Origin of the sequence: Streptomyces venezuelae (genome assembly GCF_008642375.1) — a bacterium.
Lineage (GTDB): Bacteria > Actinomycetota > Actinomycetes > Streptomycetales > Streptomycetaceae > Streptomyces > Streptomyces venezuelae_G.
The window spans coordinates 8231598-8250792 of the sequence record NZ_CP029194.1 but is presented as its reverse complement, the minus strand read 5'-3'; the positions used below and the strand labels follow the sequence as shown (position 1 = coordinate 8250792).

Sequence of the window (19195 nt, the reverse complement as noted above, 5' to 3'; positions counted from 1 at the left end):
CTCAGGCCCCCTTTCCGGCGAGGCCGCGGCGTTCCGTCGGCTGGGTGACGCGGTCGAGCATCAGGCCGAGGCAGACGATCGCGGCACCGGCGACCAGGCCGGTCGCGAGGTCGCCCTGGGCGAGGCCGAAGACCGCGTCGTATCCGAGTGCGCCGCCGCCCACGAGGCCGCCGATGACGACGACGGCGAGGACCAGGACCACGCCCTGGTTGACGGCGAGCAGCAGCGCGGGCCGGGCCAATGGCAGCTGTACCTGGAAGAGCTGCTGCCGCCCGGTCGCGCCCAGGGAGCGCGAGGACTCCAGCGCGGCCGGGTCCACGGCGCCCAGTCCCTGGGCCGTGATCCGTACCACCGCGGGCAGTGCGTAGACCACGGCGGCAGCGACGGCCGGGGCGCGGCCGACACCGAACAGGGCGACGACGGGGATCAGATACACGAACTGCGGCATCGTCTGGAAGACGTCGAGAACCGGACGCAGCGCGCGTCCCGTGCGGCTGCTGCGGGCCGCGGCGACCCCGAGGGCGAGGCCGAGCAGCAGCGTCACGGTGACGGCGGCCAGGACCTGGGACAGCGTGTCGAGCGCCGGGTCCCAGACTCCGAGCACGCCGATCGCCGCCATCGCGAGGACGGCGGTCGTGGCGGTGCGCCAGGTGCCGATGAGCAGGGCGAGTGCGCCGACGGTCAGCAGAACCGCCCACCAGGGCAGCCAGTGGAGGCCGTCGCGCAGGGGGTTGAGGACCCAGGTGGTGAAACGTCCCGCCCAGTCGGCGGTCCCGCCGACGAGGGGTACACCGGAGTAGAGGTGGGCGGTCATCCAGTCGACCGCCCCGTTGACGGGTCCGGCGATGTCGACCGTCCAGGAGTGGGGCCAGGCGAGCCGGTCGGACAGGCGGCCCGCGACGGCGACGACGGAGGTCACCGCGAGAGCGACGGCCCAGCCGAATCCGGCCCGGCGGGCCGGAGCCGCGCCGAGCCGCTCCCCGGCCGCGGCGGTGACCCGGTCCAGGACGACGGCGAGCAGCACGATCGGCACACCGGCGGCGAGCGCGGCACCGACGTCGACGGAGCCCAGTGCCTGGTAGACGCGGTCACCGAGGCCTCCCGCGCCGATGACGGACGCGATCACGGCCATGCCGAGGGCCATCATGATGGCCTGGTTGACGCCGAGCAGGAGTTCCTTGCGGGCCAGTGGCAGCCGGGCCGTCAGCAGCCGCTGCCGGCCGGTGGCGCCGAGGGACGCGGCGGCCTCCAGGACGCCGGCGTCCGCGCCGCGCAGCCCGAGCGCGGTGAGACGGGCCATCGGCGGGGCGGCGTAGACGACGGTCGCGAGGACGGCCGCGGGTACGCCGATGCCGAAGACCAGGACGACGGGCAGGAGGTACGCGAAGGCCGGCAGCACCTGCATGGTGTCGAGGACCGGGCGCAGGATCCGGTGCAGGCGGTCCGACAGTCCGGCGGCGAGGCCGAGGAGTCCGCCGAGCAGGACGGACGCGGCGACGGCGACCGCCATCAGCGCGAGCGTCTGCATGGTGGGCACCCACATGCCGAGCAGTCCGCACACGGCGAAGGCCGCGACGGACGTCAGGGCGAGCCGCACGCCCGCGACACGCCAGGCCACGAGCCCGGCGGCGGCGGTGACGCCGGCCCAGCCGAGTGCGAGCAGCACCAGGTACACGGCGCGGACGGACACGACCACGGCGTTGCTGACGTGTCCGAGGAAGTGGAGGAACAGCGGGTGGCCGTCGCGGTTGTCGATGATCCAGTCGCTGGTGCGGTCCAGCGGCCCGGACAGATCGACGGCGAGCGAAGCGGGCCAGCTGCCGCCGCCCAGGAGTACGGAACCGAGAACGAACGCGACGGCCGCGCCCGCTCCGATCAGTCGGCCGCGATGGGGCGCGAGGGAACGCAGCGCCCCGGGCCCGGGGGCGACGCCGGTCGTGGAGCCCGGAGTGACAGGAGTGGCGGTGGAAGTCATCGGCCCCACCGCCCGGGGACGGGAGCGCCGGTCGGGCGCCCCAGGACGGTGGCGCCCGTCGTGCCGCCCGGCGGCGGCCAGGTCGTATGGGAGTGCATCAGGCCACCGCCTTTCCCGTCGCGGCCGGGATGCCGGCGACGACACCGAGGAGTCCCGCCCTGTCGACGACGCCGAGGCAGCGGCCGTCCTCGACGACCCGCGCGTTCTCGCCCGTGCGGGCGACGGCCTCGATGGCCTCGTGGACGGTGGCGCCGGGGGCGAGCGCGGGGCCGGTCTCGTGCTCGTCGGCGAGCGCGGGGCGCATCGCCGAGCGGACGGTGAGCACCTGCTCGCGCGGCACGTCGCGGACGAAGTCCCTGACGTACTCGTCGGCGGGGGCGCCCACGATCTCCTCGGGCGTGCCCAGCTGGACGACGCGGCCGTCGCGCATCAGCGCGATGCGGTCGCCCAGCTTCAGCGCCTCGCTCAGGTCGTGGGTGATGAAGACCATCGTGCGTCCCTCCTCCCGGTGCAGGCGTACGACCTCCTCCTGCATGTCGCGACGGATGAGGGGGTCCAACGCGCTGAACGGCTCGTCGAACAGCAGGACTTCGGGGTCCACCGCGAGCGCGCGGGCGAGCCCGACCCGCTGCTGCTGGCCGCCGGACAACTGGCTCGGCCTGCGGTGCTCCATGCCGTCGAGGCCGACCTTGGTGACGAACTCCGCCGCCCGCTCGCGCCGTTCGCCGCGTGCCAAGCCCTGGATCTCGAGCCCGTAGGCGACGTTGTCGAGCACCGTCCGGTGCGGCAGCAGCCCGAAGTGCTGGAAGACCATGGCGGCCCGGTGCCTGCGCAGCTCGCGGAGCCGGCCGGTGTCCATGGACAGCACGTCCTCGCCGTCGATGGAGATCCGGCCCGAGGTCGGCTCGACGAGCCGGGTCAGGCAGCGGACGAGCGTCGACTTGCCGGAGCCGGAGAGGCCCATGACGACGAAGACCTCGCCTCTGCGGACGTCGAAGGAGACGTCGCGGACGGCGGCGGTGCAGCCGGTCCGCTCGCGCAGCTCGGCGGCGTCGAGTGAGGCGAGTGACTCGTCCGAGGGCACGCGGTCGGCCTTCGGGCCGAAGACCTTCCACAGGTCACGCACGGAGAAGACGGAGGACGCGGGCGTCTGGGGCGAAGTCGTGGTGTGCGGCGTGGTGTTCATCGGTTGGTGCCTCCCAGCAGCTCGGCGCATTTCTCGCCGACCATGAGGACGCCGATCATGGGGTTGACGGCGGTCATCGTCGGGAAGACGGACGCGTCGGCGATCCGGATGTTGTCGAGTCCCCGGATCCTCAGGTCGGGTGCGACGACGGCGAGTTCGTCGTCCACGGCTCCCATGCGACAGGTTCCCGCCGGATGGTAGACGGTGTGCGCGACGTGACGGGCGTACGCGCTGAGCTCCTCGTCCGAGGTGACCTCGGGCCCGGGGCACACCTCGCGCTTCAGCCAGCCGGCCAGCGGCTCGCTCGCCGCGATCTGCCGGGCGATCCGGATCCCGTCGACCAGGGTCCGGCCGTCGTAGTCGTCCTCGTCGGTGAAGTACCGGAAGTCGAGCGCGGGCTTGACCTCGGGGTCGGCGCTCGTGAGGTAGAGCCGGCCGCGGCTGCGCGGCTTGGGGATGTTCGGTGTCATCGACACGCCGTGCGCGGGCCGTTCGTAGCCGATCCGCTCCGGGTTGTCGGTGAAGGGGATCTGGTAGAAGTGGAACATCAGGTCCGGTCCCTTCGACTCCGGGTCCCGTCGCACGAAGAGCCCGGCGTCGGAGTCCATCGCGGAGTTCTCCGGGATCGGGCCGTGCGTCTCCCACACGATGACCGACTCGGGGTGGTCGAGCAGGTTCTCCCCCACGCCCGGCAGGTCGTGCGCGACGGGGATGCCGAGCTTCTCCAGGTCGGCACGCGGCCCGATGCCCGAGTGCAGCAGCAGGCGCGGGGTGTCCACGGCGCCCGCGCACACCAGGACCTCGCGCCGGGCGCGTACGACGTGCTCTTCGCCCTCCTTGGTGCGGATGTGCACACCGGTGGCGCGGGTGTCCTCGAGCTCCAGCCGGAACGCCCAGGTCTCCAGGGCGATGTGAAGGTTCGGCCGGTCCAGGAACGGGTGCAGATAGGCGACGGACGCGGACGACCGTTTGTTGTTCTCCGGGTGGTAGGCGAGGTCGAAGAAGCCGACCCCTTCGTGGAAGGGGCTCCGGTTGAAGCCTTCGACGTGCGGAACACCGAGCGTGGTCCGGGCGGCGTCGACGAAGTCCCGGGCTATCGCGTTCCGGTCGGCCTCGTCGACGGGCACGATGTTGTTGCGCAGCCGGGCGAAGTAGGGGTCCATGGCCGCCGCGTCCCACCCCTCGGCACCGGCCTCGGCCCACTCGTCCCAGTCGGAGGGGAGGGGCTTGAACGCGATGAGGGTGTTGTGCGAGGAGCAGCCGCCGAGGACGCGCGCGCGGCTGTGGCGGATGTACGAATTGCCGCGCGGCTGCTCGGTGGTGGGGTAGTCGTAGTCCAGCTCGCCGCCGAGCAGGCCCATCCAGCGGCGCAGGGTGAGGACGTCGTCGCGGCCGACGTCGCTGGGGCCGCCCTCGATGACGGCGACGGTGACGTCCGGGTTCTCGGTCAGCCGGGAGGCGATCACGGAACCGGCGGTGCCGCCGCCGACGACGACGTAGTCGTACACGTGCTGGTCGTTCATGCCTGGTCCTTCGCCGTCGTGCCCGCGAACCAGCGCACGGGGCGCGGAGCGAGGTTCTGGTAGATGTGCTTGGCCTCGCGGTACTCGGCGAGACCGCTGGGGCCCAGTTCGCGGCCGATGCCGGACTTTCCGAAGCCTCCCCATTCCGCCTGCGGCAGGTAGGGGTGGAAGTCGTTGATCCAGACGGTGCCGTGGCGCAGCCGGGCCGCTACCCGCCGGGCGCGGTCCTCGTCGGAGCTCCACACCGCTCCGGCGAGGCCGTACTCGGTGTCGTTGGCGAGGGCGACGGCCTCCTCCTCGGTGCGGAAGGTCTCCACGGTGAGGACGGGGCCGAAGACCTCTTCCCGCACGACCCGCATGCGGCGGTGGCACCGGTCCAGGACCGTGGGCCGGTAGAAGTAGCCGGGGCCGGCCGGCTTCTCGCCGCCCGCGCGCAGGACCGCGCCCTCGCCGAGGGCGGAGGCCACGTACTCCTCGGTCCTGGCCAACTGGGCCGCGGAGACCAGCGGACCGCATTCGACGCCCTCGTCGGTGCCGCGGCCGAGGCGGATCAGTCCGGCCCGGCGGGCGAGCTCGGTGACGAAGCGTTCGCTGAGGGACTCCTCGACGATGAGGCGCGATCCGGCGGAGCAGACCTGGCCGCTGTGGATGAAGGCGGCGTTGAGCGCCTGGTCGACGGCGGTGTCGAACCCGTCGGGTGTCGAACAGGCGTCGGCGAAGACGACGTTGGGGTTCTTGCCGCCCAGTTCGAGGGCGACCTTCTTCACGCTGTCGGCGGCCGCCTTCGCCACCTTCGTACCGCTGGCCAGACCGCCGGTGAACGATACGAGGTCGACATCGGGGTGCTCGGCGAGCCGGGCACCGACCGTGCCACCGGGGCCGGTGACGATGTTGGCCGCGCCGAGCGGCAGACCTGCCTCCAGGAGCAGTTCGATCAGTACGACGGTGGTCAGCGGGGTGATCTCGCTGGGCTTGATCACGAACGTGTTGCCGGCGGCGAGGGCGGGCGCGATCTTCCAACTTGCCTGGAGGAGCGGGTAGTTCCACGGTGTGATCAGGGCGCAGACCCCGACCGGCTCGTGCACGACGATGCTGCGGATCTCCTCCGAACCGGCGTCGACGACCCGCCCGCCGCTCTCGTTCGCCACGAGGTCGGCGAAGTACAGGAAGGCGTCGCGGACGCAGTCGACGTCGACGCGGCCCTCCTCCAGCGTCTTGCCCGCGTCCTGGCTCTCCAGGGCCCCGATCCGCTCGCGGTCCCGCTCCAGCAGGGCGGCGACCCGGCGCAGCAGGGCGGCCCGCTCGGCGGCCGGCGTACGGGGCCAGGCCCCGTCGTCGAAAGCGGCTCGCGCCGCGGCCACGGCGTCGTCGGTGTCCTGGACGTCACCCTCGGCCACGACCGCGAAGGCGGTCGCGTCGACGGGGTCGATGATCTCGCGCGTGGCGCCGGTCAGGGCCGAGCGCCATTCTCCGCCCACATGGATGGTCTGTAGTGCTGCCTTCACGTCGCGTCTTGCCTTCCGTTCCCATGGATCCCCCTGCCGGTCGGACCGGCGAACCCGCCGCCTGCCCTGCCTCCCGAGATCCATGCGCAATGCATGACCGAGAGTGTCGTGGCTCACTCCTAAAATGGGGATAGAAGGGCACATAGACGCCATTACGTCAGGCAGGCAGGGCCTGGTGGACCCCGTCGCTCTCGTACCGTGACCGGGGCCTCGTCACGCCTCCCGGTAGAGGGCGGTGAGCAGTTCGATCACGTGCTGCGCCGCCGGGTGCGGGTCGTCGCGCCACCAGGCCAGCCGCACCGCGACCGGTTCGGCATCGCGCACGGGGCGGTACACCACGCCGGGCCTGCGGTACTGACTGGCGGTGGCCTCCGCGCTCATGCCCATGCGACGACCGGTGGAGATCGCCGTGAGCCAGTCGTCCACGTCGTACGTCTCCTCGGTCGCCGGCCGGGAGTCCGGCGGCCACAGCTCCGGCGTCGTGGTGCCGGTGCGCCGGTCGATCAGCAGGGTGTGGCCGCTCAGGTCCGCGAGACGCACCGACCGGCGCCTGGCCAGCGGGTCGTCGGCGGCCATCGCGCACAGCCGCCGTTCGAGCCCCACGATCGCCGAGTCGAAGCGGCGGTCCTCCAGCGGTCTGCGCAGCACGGCCAGGTCGCAGGAGCCCTCCGCGAGCCCGGCGGTCGCCGAGTTGACCCGGACCAGGTGCAGCTCGATCCCCGGATGCGCCGCGGCCCACCTGCGCTGGAAAGCCGGAGTGTGGCGGCCGAGGGCCGACCAGGCGTAACCGATCCGCAGGACGTGCTGCCCCGCCGTCGCGTCCCGGACCAGCTCGTCCGCCGCGGCGAGCACCCGCCGCGCGTGCGTCACCACGCGCACCCCCGCGGCCGTCGGCGTCACCGACCGGGAGGTGCGCCGCAACAGCCGTACGCCGAGCGCTCGTTCGAGTGAGGCCAGGGTCCGGGAGACCGCGGCCTGCGAGACGCCGAGCGCCAGCGCGGCATCGGTGAACGTCCCCTCGTCGACGATCGCGACGAGACAGCGCAGCTGCCGCAGTTCCACATCCATGACTTCAGCGTATGGATCGGATGCGCACATGCATTTTGTGCAAGCACGGTCCGGCGCCACGATCGGCCCATGCACACAGCCCCGGCCGGGTCCGCCCCGGCGACGCACACCGAGCCGACGCAGCGCACTTCCCCGGCCGGTGTGGCCGCCATGCTCGGCAGCGGCATGTCCAATCAGATCGGCGCCGCGACCGGCTCCCTCGCCTTCCCCGTCCTCGGTCCCGTCGGGGTCGTCGCGGTCCGCCAGTACGTCGCGGCCGCCGTGCTGCTGGCCGTCGGCCGGCCCGCGCTGCGGAGCTTCACCTGGTGGCAGTGGCGGCCCGTCATCCTGCTCGCGGTCGTCTTCGGCACGATGAACCTCTCCCTCTACACCGCGATCGACCGTGTCGGCCTCGGGCTCGCCGTGACCCTCGAGTTCCTCGGCCCGCTCGCCATCGCCCTGGCCGCCACCCGCCGCCGGGTCGACGCGCTGTGCGCCCTGATGGCGGCGGCCGGCGTCGTCACCCTCATGCGCCCGCAGCCCTCGACCGACTACGTCGGGATGGGCTTCGGCCTGCTCGGGGCGGTCTGCTGGGCGTCGTACATCCTGCTCAACCGGACGGTGGGCAGCCGCGTCCCCGGTGCACAGGGCAGCGCGGCCGCCGCGCTGCTGTCCGCCGTGATGTTCCTGCCGGTCGGGCTCTGGGTCGTACTGCGCCACCCGCCGACCGCCGCGTCCCTCGGGTACGCCGTGGCGGCCGGCGTCCTGGCGTCGGCCGTGCCGTACCTCGTGGACCTGTTCACACTGCGCCATGTACCGGCCGCCGCCTTCGGCCTGTTCATGAGCGTCAACCCCGTGCTCGCGGCCCTGGTCGGCTGGATCGGGCTCGGACAGGGCCTCGGCTGGATCGAGGGGGCGGCCGTCGGAGCCGTCGTCGGCGCCAACGTCCTCAGCATCCTCACCTCACGCCGCTGACGACGGAGCCGGCGTCGACCGGGTCAGGAGCCGAGGATCTTGCTCTTCTGTGCCGCGAACTCCTCCTCGGTCAGGATGCCCTGCTCCTTCAGCTGTCCGAGTTCCTTGAGCTGATCGATCTTGCTGCCCATGTCCGTGGCCGGCGGGGCGGGCGGGGCCGCCGGGGGCGCCTCGGCCGGTGGCGGTGCGTATTGTTCCGCCGGAGCCGGCTCCTGCCGGGCCCAACGGCCCGCCTGCCGTCGCGAGACCCTGTTGGAGACGGCCGTCGCCGTCCCGGCCACCACTGCCGTACGCGCCACACCTCGAAGAAGTCCTGGCATGTCGTTCCTCCTTGGCCGCTGTTCGATCGGGTTCCTCAACCGTCCGGAGCCGTCAGGCAGCGGCGCTGCCGCCCTCCGGCTCCCCGGCGTCCAGCGAGGCCAGGAGCGCCTGCACGGGGATGCGTCCGCCGGCCACGAGCTGCGCACCGCCACGCCGCAGCTCCCGCGCGAGGGGGGCGGCCCAGAGGTTCTCGTAGACCAGAATGCCGGCCGAACTGCCCGGTTCCAGGGCCATCCCCGCCTCGTCGAGGTCGTCCTGCCCGAGGAGCCCGGACGAGGAGCCCTCGAACACGGACAGGTCCAGCTCACCGTCGTCGTCGAGATCCCGCAGTTCCAGAGCGGTGACGCTGCCGTAGGTGTCCTTTCGGACGAACGCGAGGTCGAGAACGCGGACGATGCCTCTGTCGACCAGGTCGAGGAGAAGGGACAGCCCCTTGCCCGTCATCCGGTTGCCCGGGAACTCGATGACCAGGAAGTCGACCGGCCCCATGTCCTGGAATTCGTTGCTCATCACCGCTCCACACCGTCGGGAGGACATGACCGAGCCCAACCCCGTCCTCGTCGCATGACCACGGACGCGACCGGAGCCAGTCCTGATCCCATTGCAGCATTCGCCAGAGGGCTTCGCACATTCACGGCGGGGAGCACGGAGCTCCGGCGCCGACGGCCGGCGACCGTCCTGTCGCTCTCAGGCCGCGGTGTTGACACGGGCGATGAGAAGAGCGATGTCGTCGTCCGCGGAAGCCGGTACGAGGTGGGTGAGCAGGCGGTCACAGAGGGCGGGCAGGGACGGGCCGGGCTCGGCGAGCAGGTCGGTCAGCTCGGTGAGGCGGGCGTCGATGTCGCTGCTTCGGGACTCGACCAGGCCGTCGGTGTAGAGGACGAGGAGGCTGCCCAGGGGTAGCGTGACCTCGGTGGTCGTGAAGGGAATGCCACCGACGCCCAGCGGCAGACCCGGCGGGACGTCGAGCAGGCGGACGGCGCCGTCAGGAGAGACAGCCACAGGAGGCGGGTGGCCGGCGCGGGTGATGCGGCAGCGGCCGGTGGCCGGGTCGACCACGACGCACAGGAAGGTCGCCAGCATCGGCTCGGCGAGATCGTGCAGGGCCGCCTCCAACTGGTACAGCATGTCCTCGGGCGAGAGGTCGAGGCGCGCGAGGGCCCTGACGCTCGCGGAGAGCCGCCCCATCACCGCGGCGGCCGCGATGCCGTGCCCCATCACGTCGCCGATGACGAGCACGGCTCTGCCGTCCTCCAGTGCGATGACGTCGTACCAGTCGCCGCCGACCTCGTTGACGTCGCTGGCGGGCAGGTAGCGGTGGGCGACTTCGATCCCGGGCGGAGGGGTGATGTGCTGCGGCAGCATGCTGCGCTGCAGCACGGCGGCCGTGTCGTGTTCACGGCGATAGAGGCGCGCGTTGTCCACGCAGACCGCGGCGCGCGCCGCCAGGTCACCGGCGAGGTCGACCTCCCCCTTGGTGAAGGGACCCACGGCACGGGTCCGGTAGAAGGTGGCCAGGCCCAGCACCACGCCCCGGGCGAGCAGCGGCGTCATCATGAACGAGTGCACTCCCAGCCCCAGCAGCTCGGCAGGGGCACTGGAGTGACCGGCCGCCGGCACGATGGCCTCCTCGTCGAACTCGCGCACGACGAAGGGGCGGCGTTCACCGAGTGCCCGGGTGTACGGCGCGTTGACGGGAAAGACGAGTGTGCGTCCCAGGGGGGCGAGGACCGCCGTGACGGACGATCCCGTCAGCGGGGCCTTGGCCACCCGGCGCAACGCGGCGCCGCCCACCAGGCCGGTGCCGAGTTCGCCGCCGGCGGCCAGGGACTCCAGGACGTCGACGGTGACGGCGTCCGCGAGCTCGGGCACGGCGACGTCGGCGAGCTCCTGCGCCGTGCGTTCCAGGTCCAGGCTGGTGCCGATCTTCAGCGTGGCCTCGTTCACGAGGGCGAGATGGCGCCGGCCCGCCTCGGCTTCGAGCTGCGCCTGCTGCTGGGCGGTGATGTCGATCAGCGTCGCGGCCAGCCCGATCGGACGTCCGTCGGCGTCCTCCAGCCGGACGTACGACCCCGACCACACGTGGTCGTGGTCCGGGTCGGCCGGCGTGCGGCCCGTACGGCGGGAATCCACGACGGGCCTTCCCTCGTCCAGGGCCCGGCGCATCGCTCGCTCCATGTCCGCGGCGTTGACGTCGGGCAGGATCTCGACGAGGCGGCGCCCGATGTGGGCGGCCTGCGACAGGCCGTTCATCGCCTCCAGAGCCGGGTTGACGCGGAGGAAGCGCAGCTGGGTGTCGAGGACCGCGATGCCGACCGGGGAGCGGGAGAACAGTCCGTCCCACACCACCGACGAGCCGCGGATCCGCCGTGCGGCCTCCGCCTCCGCGGCGAACACCAGCACCGTCGTCCCGCCCCGGTGGCGGGCCGGCACCGGGCACGCCCAGATCTCCAGGTCCAGCGGGCGTCCCTCCCTGTGCCAGGCGGTCACCGTTCCCATGACCCCGCTGCCGGTGGCGGCGCCCTCCCACAGCGACCGGCCGAGACTGCGGTCCGCACCCGGGTGGAGCAGGTCGGCGATGTGCCGGCCGAGCACCTCGTGCGGCGTGTAGCCGAGCAGGTCCTCCGCGGCGTGGTCCCAGCGGACGATCGCCCCGTCCGCGCCCGTGGCCACCACGGCGACCTGCAGGGCCCCCAGCCAGCCGCCCGCGTCCCGGGCCGCGCCGGTGGTCACTTCGTCGAAGGGCACCTGCTCCATCGCCACCGCGATTCCGGTACCTACGCACCCCTGGACGGCTGCCGTCATCCTCAGTATGGGCGCGCGTCCGCGCTTCGTCGCGCGGACCGGAAGCGCGGGCCCGGTCGTCGAGGGCCAGGGCGCTGACCCGCCCCGGCGAGACCTCGGCGCACGGTTGTTCTAGCGTGGAGGGAGACACACTCCGCGCAGCGGCGACGGCCGGGGCTTCCCGTGTCCCGTCGGCCGCCCACGGGCAAGAGTCCGTTCGGCAGGTGAGATTCATGAGCGGCACAGCCGGCCCGGCCGGCGACGGAAACCACCGGTACGACGTGATCGTCGTCGGCGCACGCTGTGCCGGGGCACCGACCGCGATGCTCCTGGCTCGCCTAGGTCACCGGGTCCTCCTGGTCGACCGGGCCACGTTCCCCAGCGACACGATCTCGACCCATCTGATCCATCCGCCCGGACTGGCCGCGCTCGACCGGTGGGGACTCCTGGAGCGGGTCGTGGCGACCGGGTGTCCGCCCATCGACACCTACGCGTTCGACCTCGGACCGTTCACCATCGTCGGGTCCCCGGCCGACGGGCGATTCGCTGCGTCCCACGCACCGCGCCGCACGGTCCTCGACAAGATCCTCGTCGACGCCGCCGCGGAATCCGGCGCCGAGGTGCGCGAGGGGTTCACGGTCGACGAGGTCCTCTTCGACGGGGCGGCGGTGACGGGGATCAAGGGCCACGGCAAGGACGGCAGTGCCGCCGTCGACGAGGCCCGGGTCGTCGTGGGCGCGGACGGAATCCACTCGTCCGTCGCGCGGGCGACGGGCGCCGCGGACTACGCGGCGAAGCCGAAGATCAACGCCTACTACTACACGTACTGGGCCGGCCTGCCCATGCACGGCGTCTTCGAGGCGTACGACCGCGGCGACTGCGCCTTCGCCGCGTGGCCCACCAACGAGGACCTGACGCTGGTCATCTGCGGCTGGCCCATGCGCGACTTCGAGGCGAAGCGCGGCGACGTCGAGGGCAACTACCACGCCACGCTGGCCCGTGCGCCGGCGTTCGCCGAGCGGATCGCCCGCGCCACCCGGGCCGAGCGGTTCGTCGGCATGGCCATCCCCAACTACTTCCGCAAGCCCTACGGACCCGGCTGGGTCCTGGTCGGCGACGCGGGGTACCTGAAGGACCCCATCACCGCGCAGGGCATCCAGGACGCCTTCCGGGACGCGGAGCGGTGCACACGTGCGCTCGACGACGTGCTCGCCGGCCGCCGGCCGTTCGACGAAGCCATGCGGGGTACGCAGGAGGCGAGGGACCAGCAGGTCACGAGCATGTACGAGTTCACGGCGGACTTCGCGACGATGGAACCGCCGCCCCCCGAGATGGAGCAACTGCTCCTCGCCGTGGCCCAGAGCCCTGCGGCCTGCGACGAGTTCGTCAGGGTCACGGCGGGCGTGACCCCGCCCGAGGAGTTCTTCGGCCACATGCACGAACGCATGAACCGCCGGATGCCCGACGCGGCCTGACGGCATCCATTGACGCAGATCCGTCATCGACCGCCCGGCCCCCGCTCCGATGCGAGCGGGGGCCGGGCGGTGGGGGCGTCTACCGGTGCGGTCGGGCGTGTCTACGGCGCGATCTCGAACTGCGGCGGCTGGAGGCCCGCCAGGCACCGGGTGTCCGGTCGGGCGGGGTCGGCGAAGAACGATGTGGTGATCGTCTGCGCGCACGGCGAGTCGGCGAAGACCACGTGGGCCACGTAGGGGACCGTGATGGCGTGGGACCGGCTCAGCGTACGGGCCACGTAGGCCCCGTTGCTGGGCGCGGTCTGGGCGTCGAAGCCGCCGGACAGGGCGAGGGTCGGGATGTCGCTGCGGGTCACGTCCCTGATCCAGGGGGGCGCCGGAGGGACGTCCCAGGCGCGGCAGTCGTCATGGAGCCAGGCGAGTTGCGGCGCGTTGGGAAGCATCGATTCGGGGAACGACGGGAACGCGCGGCGTCCGCCCCGGACGATGTCGGCCCGGCTCTCGTACGGTGTCCACTGGCTGCAGAAGACGCCGTAGACCAGCCCGTGGGAGACCCTTCCGATGGCCTGCGGGCTGTACTTGCCGCCCGCGAGCTGCTCGGCGATCCGCTGCCCGTTGCCGTGGGCCAGTTCGTCGATGGAGCGCGGCACTCCCTCCGCCAGGTGGCTGGCGAACGTGAGCCAGGTGACGAGCTGGCTCCCGTCCAGCACGACCTTCACCGGCTCCGGGTGGACCGGGACCGTGACGGTGACGGTGAGCGGCTTGGCCTCCAGCTCGCTGACGAGGCGGAGGAAGGTGGCCTTCAGGTTCGGGTAGCGGGTGTTGCAGGCGGGCTGCTCCGCGCAGGCCTTGAACAGACCGTCGAAGCCCTCTCTCGCGGCCTTCCAGGTCACGGCCCCGCCTGCCCGGGAGGGCGGCAGGACGCCGTCGATGCCGACCGACCGGATGCCCTTCGGGTGCAGGCGCATGTAGTTGAGCGCCAGGTGGGTGCCGTAGGAGATGCCGAGGACGTTCCATTTCCTGACCCCCAGCGTCTTGCGCAGGGCGTCGTAGTCGGCCGAGCTCTCGATGTCGTTGTAGGCGCTGCGGTCTGCCCCCGTACCGTCCACCCGGTCCCGGCAGGCCCGGGTCGCCTCGACGTGCAGGCGTCCGGTCGACGGCGCGTTGGACACGAGACCGAGGGCGCGGGCGTTGAACCGGTCGATGCCGGGACAGGTGAGCACCGGGTCTGCCGAGTAGGTGCCACGCTGGGACATGAAGATCACGTCGCGGTCCCGGTTCAGGTCTCCGGCCAGCGCCATCGGGATCTCGGAGACCGCATCGTCGCCGGGACCGCCGGCGAGCCACACGATCGGGTCGGGTGACGGCCTGCTGCTCTCCGCGGGCATGATCGCGACGGCGAGGGTGATCTTGCGTCCCCCGTGCCCCCCGTGCCCCCTGGGCTCCTTGGGCTCCTTGGGCCCTTTGGGTCCCTTGGCCCGGTGTTTCTCGGGCACGGTGAGGGTGCCGCAGCGGGCGCGCGCCAGATCGGGGATCGGGTCCGCCGTCCTGGGGCAGGGGCCCGGTTCGAAGTGGGCGTCGCCCACCGTGCGGGCGACCGTGCCGATCGGGCCGCCGGTGCCGGTCTCGGCGTGTGCGGGGATCGCGGCCAGGCCGACGACGAGGGCTCCGGCCGTGGCTCCGGCCAGCGTTGTCGGGAGCCGTCGCGCGGGGCGCCGGCGCGGGGTCGTTCTTGGGGACATCGTGCGTCCTCCGGGTCAGGGGATGATGGTGAACGGCTTGGGCACGACACCTGCCACACAGCGGGTGTCGGGCTCGGTCGGCCGGGTCAGGAAGGAGCGCAGGACCGACGCGGCGCAGGGTTCCTGGGGCACCACCCAGTGGGTGATCCCGGGGACCACCACGGCGGTGGAGCGGGGCAGCGTACGGCCGGCGAACGGCCCCCAGCTCGCGCCGGTCTTCGCGTCGAAGGTCCCGGTGATGATGAGCGTGGGCACCTCGCTGTGGGTGGGCACCCGCTGGACCTCGGTGCGGTCCGGTACGTTCCAGGCGCGGCACAGGTCGTGCTCGAAGGGCAGCTGCGGCGCGTGGGCCAGCACGGAGTCCGGCCAGCCGGGGAAGGCCCGCCGGCCCGCCTTCAGCACATCGCGCTTCGAGTAGCCCGGGGCCCATTCGGCGCAGGCCACCGAGTGCGTCAGTCCGTGGGCGAACTCGCCGATGGCGGGCGTCGCGCCGGCGGCCTGGGCCCGGGCGAGGCGTTCCGGATTGCCGGCGGCGAGTTCGTAGAGCGCCGCGGGGACATCGGCGGACGGGACGAGTCGGCCGTTGGTGACCAGCAGGTTCACCAGCGTGCCTCCGTCGAGGACGACCTTCACCGGGGTTCCGCCACCGGGCGGCGGCACGGTCAGCTTCAGGGGGTTCGCCTCCAGCCGCCGGACCTGCTCCGTGAGCGTGCGGGAGAGGTCCGGGTAGCGGGCCTTGCAGGCGGGCTGGGCCTCGCAGGCCGCGAAGACCGCGCTGATCCCCTCCTGGGCGCTGTCCCAGGCCCACGGCAGGCTCACGATCTGCGGCGGTACGACCGAGTCGATCGCCAGCGAGCGGATGCCCTGGGGGTGCCGGCGCAGGTAGGTGAGGCCCAGGTCGGTGCCGTAGGAGTACCCGTAGACGTTCCACTTCTTGATGCCCAGGGCCTTGCGCAGGGCGGCGAAGTCCGCGGCGTTCTCGGTGGTGTTGTAGGCGCTGAGGTCGGCTCCCTCGGCCGTCAGGCGATCCCGGCACTCCTTCGCCGCGCGCACCAGCCCTCGCCCGGTGGACGGCGCGTCGTAGGGCATGCCGACGGCGGACGCGTTGAAGCGGTCCATCTCCGGACAGGCGAGGTTCGGCTGCGAGTGGAGGGCGCCGCGCTGGGTCATGACGATCAGGTCGCGGTCCCGGTTCACCTGGGAGGCGATCAGGAAGGGGATGGCCCCGATCGCATCGCCGCCGGGACCGCCCTCCATGAAGACCACCGGGTCCCCGGCGGGCTTCGCCGACGTGGCCGGAATGATCGCGACGGTCGTCCGGATGGTCCGGGTGTTCTTGCGGCTGCGGTTCTCGGGCACTTCCAGGAACCCGCACCGCCCGGGGATCGGCTCCGGCGTCTCCGGGCACGGACCGGGCACGAACCGGGCCGGGTGTCCCGGCCGGGGGCCCTCCGCGGAGGGTGCCAGGGCACTGCTCGGCGTGGGGCCGAGCGCGCCGAGCACGGCCAGGCCTGCCGCGACGAGCGCCGTCCTGGTGCGCGCGCGGTGGGGGCGCCCCGGTAGGGGGGTGTGTCGCGCCGTCCGGCGCCGAACGCTCCTGTCGACTCCGCGAACGGACGGCAGGCCGTCCGGGCCGATGCTCTGTTCCGGCATGTCATCCCGTCTCTCGGACGTCCCCGGCCGCTCGGAGCCGGGGCGCGTGGGCGTGGCCGCCCGTCGCATGTCCGGCGAGGTCGGCGTACGCCAGCCTGCGTCCGCATCGGGAGGCCTACCACTCAAGGACTCCACTCGGAGCAGGGGTCCTCGCGAGAGCGGGGTACGCCGCGAGAGCGGGGTACCCCGCGAGGGAGGGGGGAGGGGCGCTTCGGTCCGTTGACGTCGCTCGCTCGTCCGCGCCGGGGCCCGATGCGTACGCGGTCAGCTCGTCGAGCCCCCCGGAACCTCGCAGTTGTTGCTGACACCGAGGACCGGGCCGCCATCCCGCGGTGCGGGATTCACGACCGACCCACGCGTCCCCGTCGTCCGCGGCCTCAGGACGTGGCGTACCAGCCGTTCGCGCCGCTGCCTTCCGACGGGTCGTACGACTGGTGGAGTCCGAGCAGCGCGGCCACCAGCCTGGGGTCCCAACTCCCGTCGAGGACGCGGTACTCGTCCGCGACCCCTCGGAAGACGAGATGCGCCCGGCGTGAGGAGTCGCGCCAGATCACCCTGCGCGGCTTGCCGAAGGCGTCGTCGCCCTCGCCCAGCAGGGACAGGATCAGCCACAGCAGGCTCACGGGCAGGCCGACGGGCCACCACACCGCCCACCAGAACAGGCGCCCGCGGAAGCCGCGCACGGAGTGGCCGGTCACCGACTCGACGGTCCAGCGTGCGCGGGCGCCGCGCAGAGCGCGTCCGCGCCGGTAGGTGATCCGGCCCAGCGGGGCGCCGTACGGGTCGTCGACGCGGTAGACGGCCGGGCGTCCGCTGATGCGAGAGCCGGTCCGTTCGGTGGACACCCGGGCTATCGCGGTCTGCCCCTCACCGACGACGTCGAAGGTGCGGGCCGAGGAGTCCGAGGCGTCACCCCGGCCGTCCGGTACGCGGCAGAGCAGCCCGATCGCGATGTCCCCCTCGCGGCCCGCGCCGCTGCCTTGGCGTACGACGACCGGCCAGGACGTCCCGTACCGCACGTTGTACGTCATCCGGCCCTCGGCCACGCTCGCTCACCCTTCCTCGCGTCGCCGGACGACGACGCTCCCCGCGGTCATGATCTCAGCCGCGCTTGCGCTTCACGGCGGCGGCCAGAGCCGAGACGGCGCTCGTGAGGGCCAGGGTCCCGATCATCACCATAATCGCGCCGATCAGGAAGAGGCCGCTCGCGTCGTCCGACCAGTCGTAGAAGGCGGCAACGGTCAGGCCCGCCGTCGTGCCGATCACCCCGGCCACGGCGTACTCCCGGAACGCCGTCCAGCACACCGGAGCCAGCAGCGTCAGGCCGAGGCCGACCACCTGCCACGCCTCGTACGGACCGGTCGTCGAGCCGTCGGGGTGCACATCGCGGTGCTGGTCCCAGCCCAGCCAGGCGGCCCACACCGCCATGGCCACCGCCGCCGACACCAGGGCGGCCCACACCTGGAAGGTTCTTCTCTGCTGTCCTGTGTTCATGGCTCCAGTGTTCCGGCCCGCCCGAACACCCGTCAGAGTCCGGATACTCAGTTCGGTCCGAGTACGTGCGCGGCCACGGACCGTACGAAGTCACACCCGCGTGGCATACAGGCGGTCTGGGCCGAAAGGCCGTCAGGTAAGTATGATCAAGCGATGTCTGACATGACTGAGACCACGCCCGGCTGGCTGACCACGGACGAGCTGAACACGGCCCGGGCCCAGATGCCGATCCTGTACGTCGAGGCCGTGCCCGTGCGCGTGGACGACAGCGGCGAGGTCACGAGCATCGGGCTGCTCCTGCGGATCGGCGCGGACGGGACCATCAGCCGGACCCTGGTGTCCGGTCGTGTGATGCAGCACGAGAGAGTCCGTGACGCGCTGCTCCGCCACCTGGAGAAGGACCTCGGACCGGTGGCGCTGCCGCGCGTGCCCGCCTCTCTGCAGCCCTTCACCGTCGCCGAGTACTTCCCGACGGCGGGCATCACCCCCTACCACGACCCGCGCCAGCACGCGGTGTCCCTGGCCTACATCGTGCCCGTGGCCGGCGACTGCCGCCCTCGGCAGGACGCCCTGGACCTCGTCTGGTTCAGTCCGCAGGAGGCGGCCTCCCCGGCGGTGCAGAACGAGATGCCGGGGGGCCGCGGGGTGCTCCTCAAGCAGGCCCTCGCGCACGTGGGACACACGTACTGAGATCGCCCTTCCCCCCTGCGGCCGCCCCGCGTCGGCCGTCGAACCTCCCGGGCCCTCAGCGCAGCCGACGGGCGCGCAGCACCACGTCGTCGGTGTGGTGCGCGCCTGCGCCGCCGTCGGGTACGACGCGTGGCCGCTGCTCGTCCACTTCCACCACCCAGTCGTCGGTGAGCAGTGCGGCGACCATCGAGGGCCAGACGTAGTCGGCCGGGTCGAAGCCGCCGTCGTCCGCCTGCTGGGTGTCCATCCCCGCGTGGTGGACGAGCAGCAGCACGCCACCGGGCGCGACGGCCGCGAGCAGAGCCCGCTCGGCCGAGGCCTCGGGGGTACGCAGCAGGGCCGGGTACTGCGCGGAGACCAGGTCGAAGGAGGCCGGCGCGAGTCCCGCCTCCGTCAGCGTGGCGTGCACCCAGCGGACGTCGACACCGGCGTCCCGCGCGTGCCCGGCCGCCCGCTCCAGTGCCACGCCCGAGACCTCGAGCGCGGTCACGTCCCAGCCGCCGCGCGCCAGCCAGACGGCGTCCGCGCCCTCGCCGCAGCCGACGTCGAGCACCCGCCCGGGGGTGAGTCCGGCGACCCCGGCCACGAGTGCGCCGTTGGGCTGCCCGCTCCAGAGTTGCTGCCGATCGGCGTAACGGTTGTCCCATTCCGCCCGCACCGCCGGGTCGCCGAGGTATCCGTCACCGGCGGAGGAGACGTCCGGGGCCGGCGCTTTCGCTGTGATGTCGTCGGTCATGCGCCCCACCGTCGCCGAGGGTTCCCCGGTCACGCCACTTCTGTTGCCGGACCGGCAAAAGCGGCGCCCCGCCTCACAGGCCCGACGAC

At 72.6% G+C, this 19195-nt stretch carries 16 protein-coding genes; 3 read left to right on the top strand and 13 right to left on the bottom strand.

The features are described from left to right. Position 1: 1 nt before the first annotated feature. The 5 genes from DEJ46_RS37540 to DEJ46_RS37520 form a co-directional block, all read right to left on the bottom strand. Positions 2 to 1975 (bottom strand): ABC transporter permease subunit, encoded by a 1974-nt coding sequence (locus DEJ46_RS37540; RefSeq protein ID WP_150273563.1) that lies wholly within the window; start codon positions 1973 to 1975, stop codon positions 2 to 4. A 97-nt stretch (positions 1976 to 2072) separates the two neighbouring features. Next, positions 2073 to 3161, bottom strand: coding sequence for a glycine betaine/L-proline ABC transporter ATP-binding protein (locus DEJ46_RS37535; protein WP_150273562.1), 1089 nt, complete (start codon positions 3159 to 3161; stop codon positions 2073 to 2075). Further along, positions 3158 to 4684: a GMC family oxidoreductase gene (locus DEJ46_RS37530; protein ID WP_150273560.1), complete on the bottom strand. Its 1527-nt coding sequence runs from the start codon at positions 4682 to 4684 to the stop codon at positions 3158 to 3160. Before DEJ46_RS37530 ends, DEJ46_RS37535 begins: the two co-directional genes overlap by 4 nt. After that, positions 4681 to 6189, bottom strand: a complete 1509-nt coding sequence (locus DEJ46_RS37525; protein WP_150273559.1) for an aldehyde dehydrogenase family protein — start codon at positions 6187 to 6189, stop codon at positions 4681 to 4683. Before DEJ46_RS37525 ends, DEJ46_RS37530 begins: the two co-directional genes overlap by 4 nt. Before the next feature lie 213 nt (positions 6190 to 6402). Continuing rightward, a complete protein-coding gene (locus tag DEJ46_RS37520) occupies positions 6403 to 7257 on the bottom strand; it encodes a LysR family transcriptional regulator (protein WP_150273558.1) in 855 nt (284 codons plus the stop codon). A gap of 69 nt (positions 7258 to 7326) precedes the next feature. On the opposite strand from DEJ46_RS37520, the gene DEJ46_RS37515 reads away from it, so the two are divergent. After that, positions 7327 to 8211 carry an EamA family transporter gene (locus tag DEJ46_RS37515; protein WP_150273556.1) on the top strand — a complete coding sequence of 295 codons (885 nt, stop codon included), beginning with the start codon at positions 7327 to 7329 and terminating at the stop codon, positions 8209 to 8211. 23 nt (positions 8212 to 8234) lie between these two features. Here DEJ46_RS37515 and DEJ46_RS37510 read toward each other — a convergent pair whose 3' ends face one another. The 3 genes from DEJ46_RS37510 to DEJ46_RS37500 form a co-directional block, all read right to left on the bottom strand. Next, a complete protein-coding gene (locus tag DEJ46_RS37510) occupies positions 8235 to 8531 on the bottom strand; it encodes an SHOCT domain-containing protein (protein ID WP_150273554.1) in 297 nt (98 codons plus the stop codon). 52 nt (positions 8532 to 8583) lie between these two features. After that, entirely contained in the window at positions 8584 to 9042 is a 459-nt protein-coding gene (locus DEJ46_RS37505; protein WP_190623082.1) for a DUF6325 family protein, read from the bottom strand. Positions 9043 to 9219: 177 nt separating this feature from the next. Then, the gene (locus tag DEJ46_RS37500; protein WP_150275124.1) at positions 9220 to 11289 is read right to left on the bottom strand and encodes a SpoIIE family protein phosphatase; all 2070 of its coding nucleotides are present in this window, start codon (positions 11287 to 11289) and stop codon (positions 9220 to 9222) included. Positions 11290 to 11549: 260 nt separating this feature from the next. Between DEJ46_RS37500 and DEJ46_RS37495 the strand changes: the two genes are divergently transcribed. Continuing rightward, positions 11550 to 12791: an NAD(P)/FAD-dependent oxidoreductase gene (locus tag DEJ46_RS37495; RefSeq protein WP_150273552.1), complete on the top strand. Its 1242-nt coding sequence runs from the start codon at positions 11550 to 11552 to the stop codon at positions 12789 to 12791. A 101-nt stretch (positions 12792 to 12892) separates the two neighbouring features. Here DEJ46_RS37495 and DEJ46_RS37490 read toward each other — a convergent pair whose 3' ends face one another. The 4 genes from DEJ46_RS37490 to DEJ46_RS37475 form a co-directional block, all read right to left on the bottom strand. Then, positions 12893 to 14533 (bottom strand): alpha/beta fold hydrolase, encoded by a 1641-nt coding sequence (locus DEJ46_RS37490; RefSeq protein WP_150273550.1) that lies wholly within the window; start codon positions 14531 to 14533, stop codon positions 12893 to 12895. 15 nt (positions 14534 to 14548) lie between these two features. Beyond that, positions 14549 to 16186 carry an alpha/beta fold hydrolase gene (locus DEJ46_RS37485; RefSeq protein ID WP_223835379.1) on the bottom strand — a complete coding sequence of 546 codons (1638 nt, stop codon included), beginning with the start codon at positions 16184 to 16186 and terminating at the stop codon, positions 14549 to 14551. 377 nt (positions 16187 to 16563) lie between these two features. Next, on the bottom strand, positions 16564 to 17232 hold the full coding sequence (locus tag DEJ46_RS37480) for a hypothetical protein (protein WP_150273548.1): 669 nt from the start codon (positions 17230 to 17232) through the stop codon (positions 16564 to 16566). A 55-nt stretch (positions 17233 to 17287) separates the two neighbouring features. After that, complete coding sequence (locus DEJ46_RS37475) at positions 17288 to 17680, bottom strand: hypothetical protein (protein ID WP_150273546.1); 393 nt, start codon at positions 17678 to 17680, stop codon at positions 17288 to 17290. Positions 17681 to 17842: 162 nt separating this feature from the next. Between DEJ46_RS37475 and DEJ46_RS37470 the strand changes: the two genes are divergently transcribed. Then, positions 17843 to 18370, top strand: coding sequence for an NUDIX hydrolase family protein (locus tag DEJ46_RS37470; RefSeq protein ID WP_150275121.1), 528 nt, complete (start codon positions 17843 to 17845; stop codon positions 18368 to 18370). A gap of 55 nt (positions 18371 to 18425) precedes the next feature. On the opposite strand, the gene DEJ46_RS37465 is transcribed toward DEJ46_RS37470, so the two are convergent. Beyond that, positions 18426 to 19106, bottom strand: a complete 681-nt coding sequence (locus DEJ46_RS37465; RefSeq protein WP_150273544.1) for a class I SAM-dependent methyltransferase — start codon at positions 19104 to 19106, stop codon at positions 18426 to 18428. Positions 19107 to 19195: the final 89 nt, after the last annotated feature.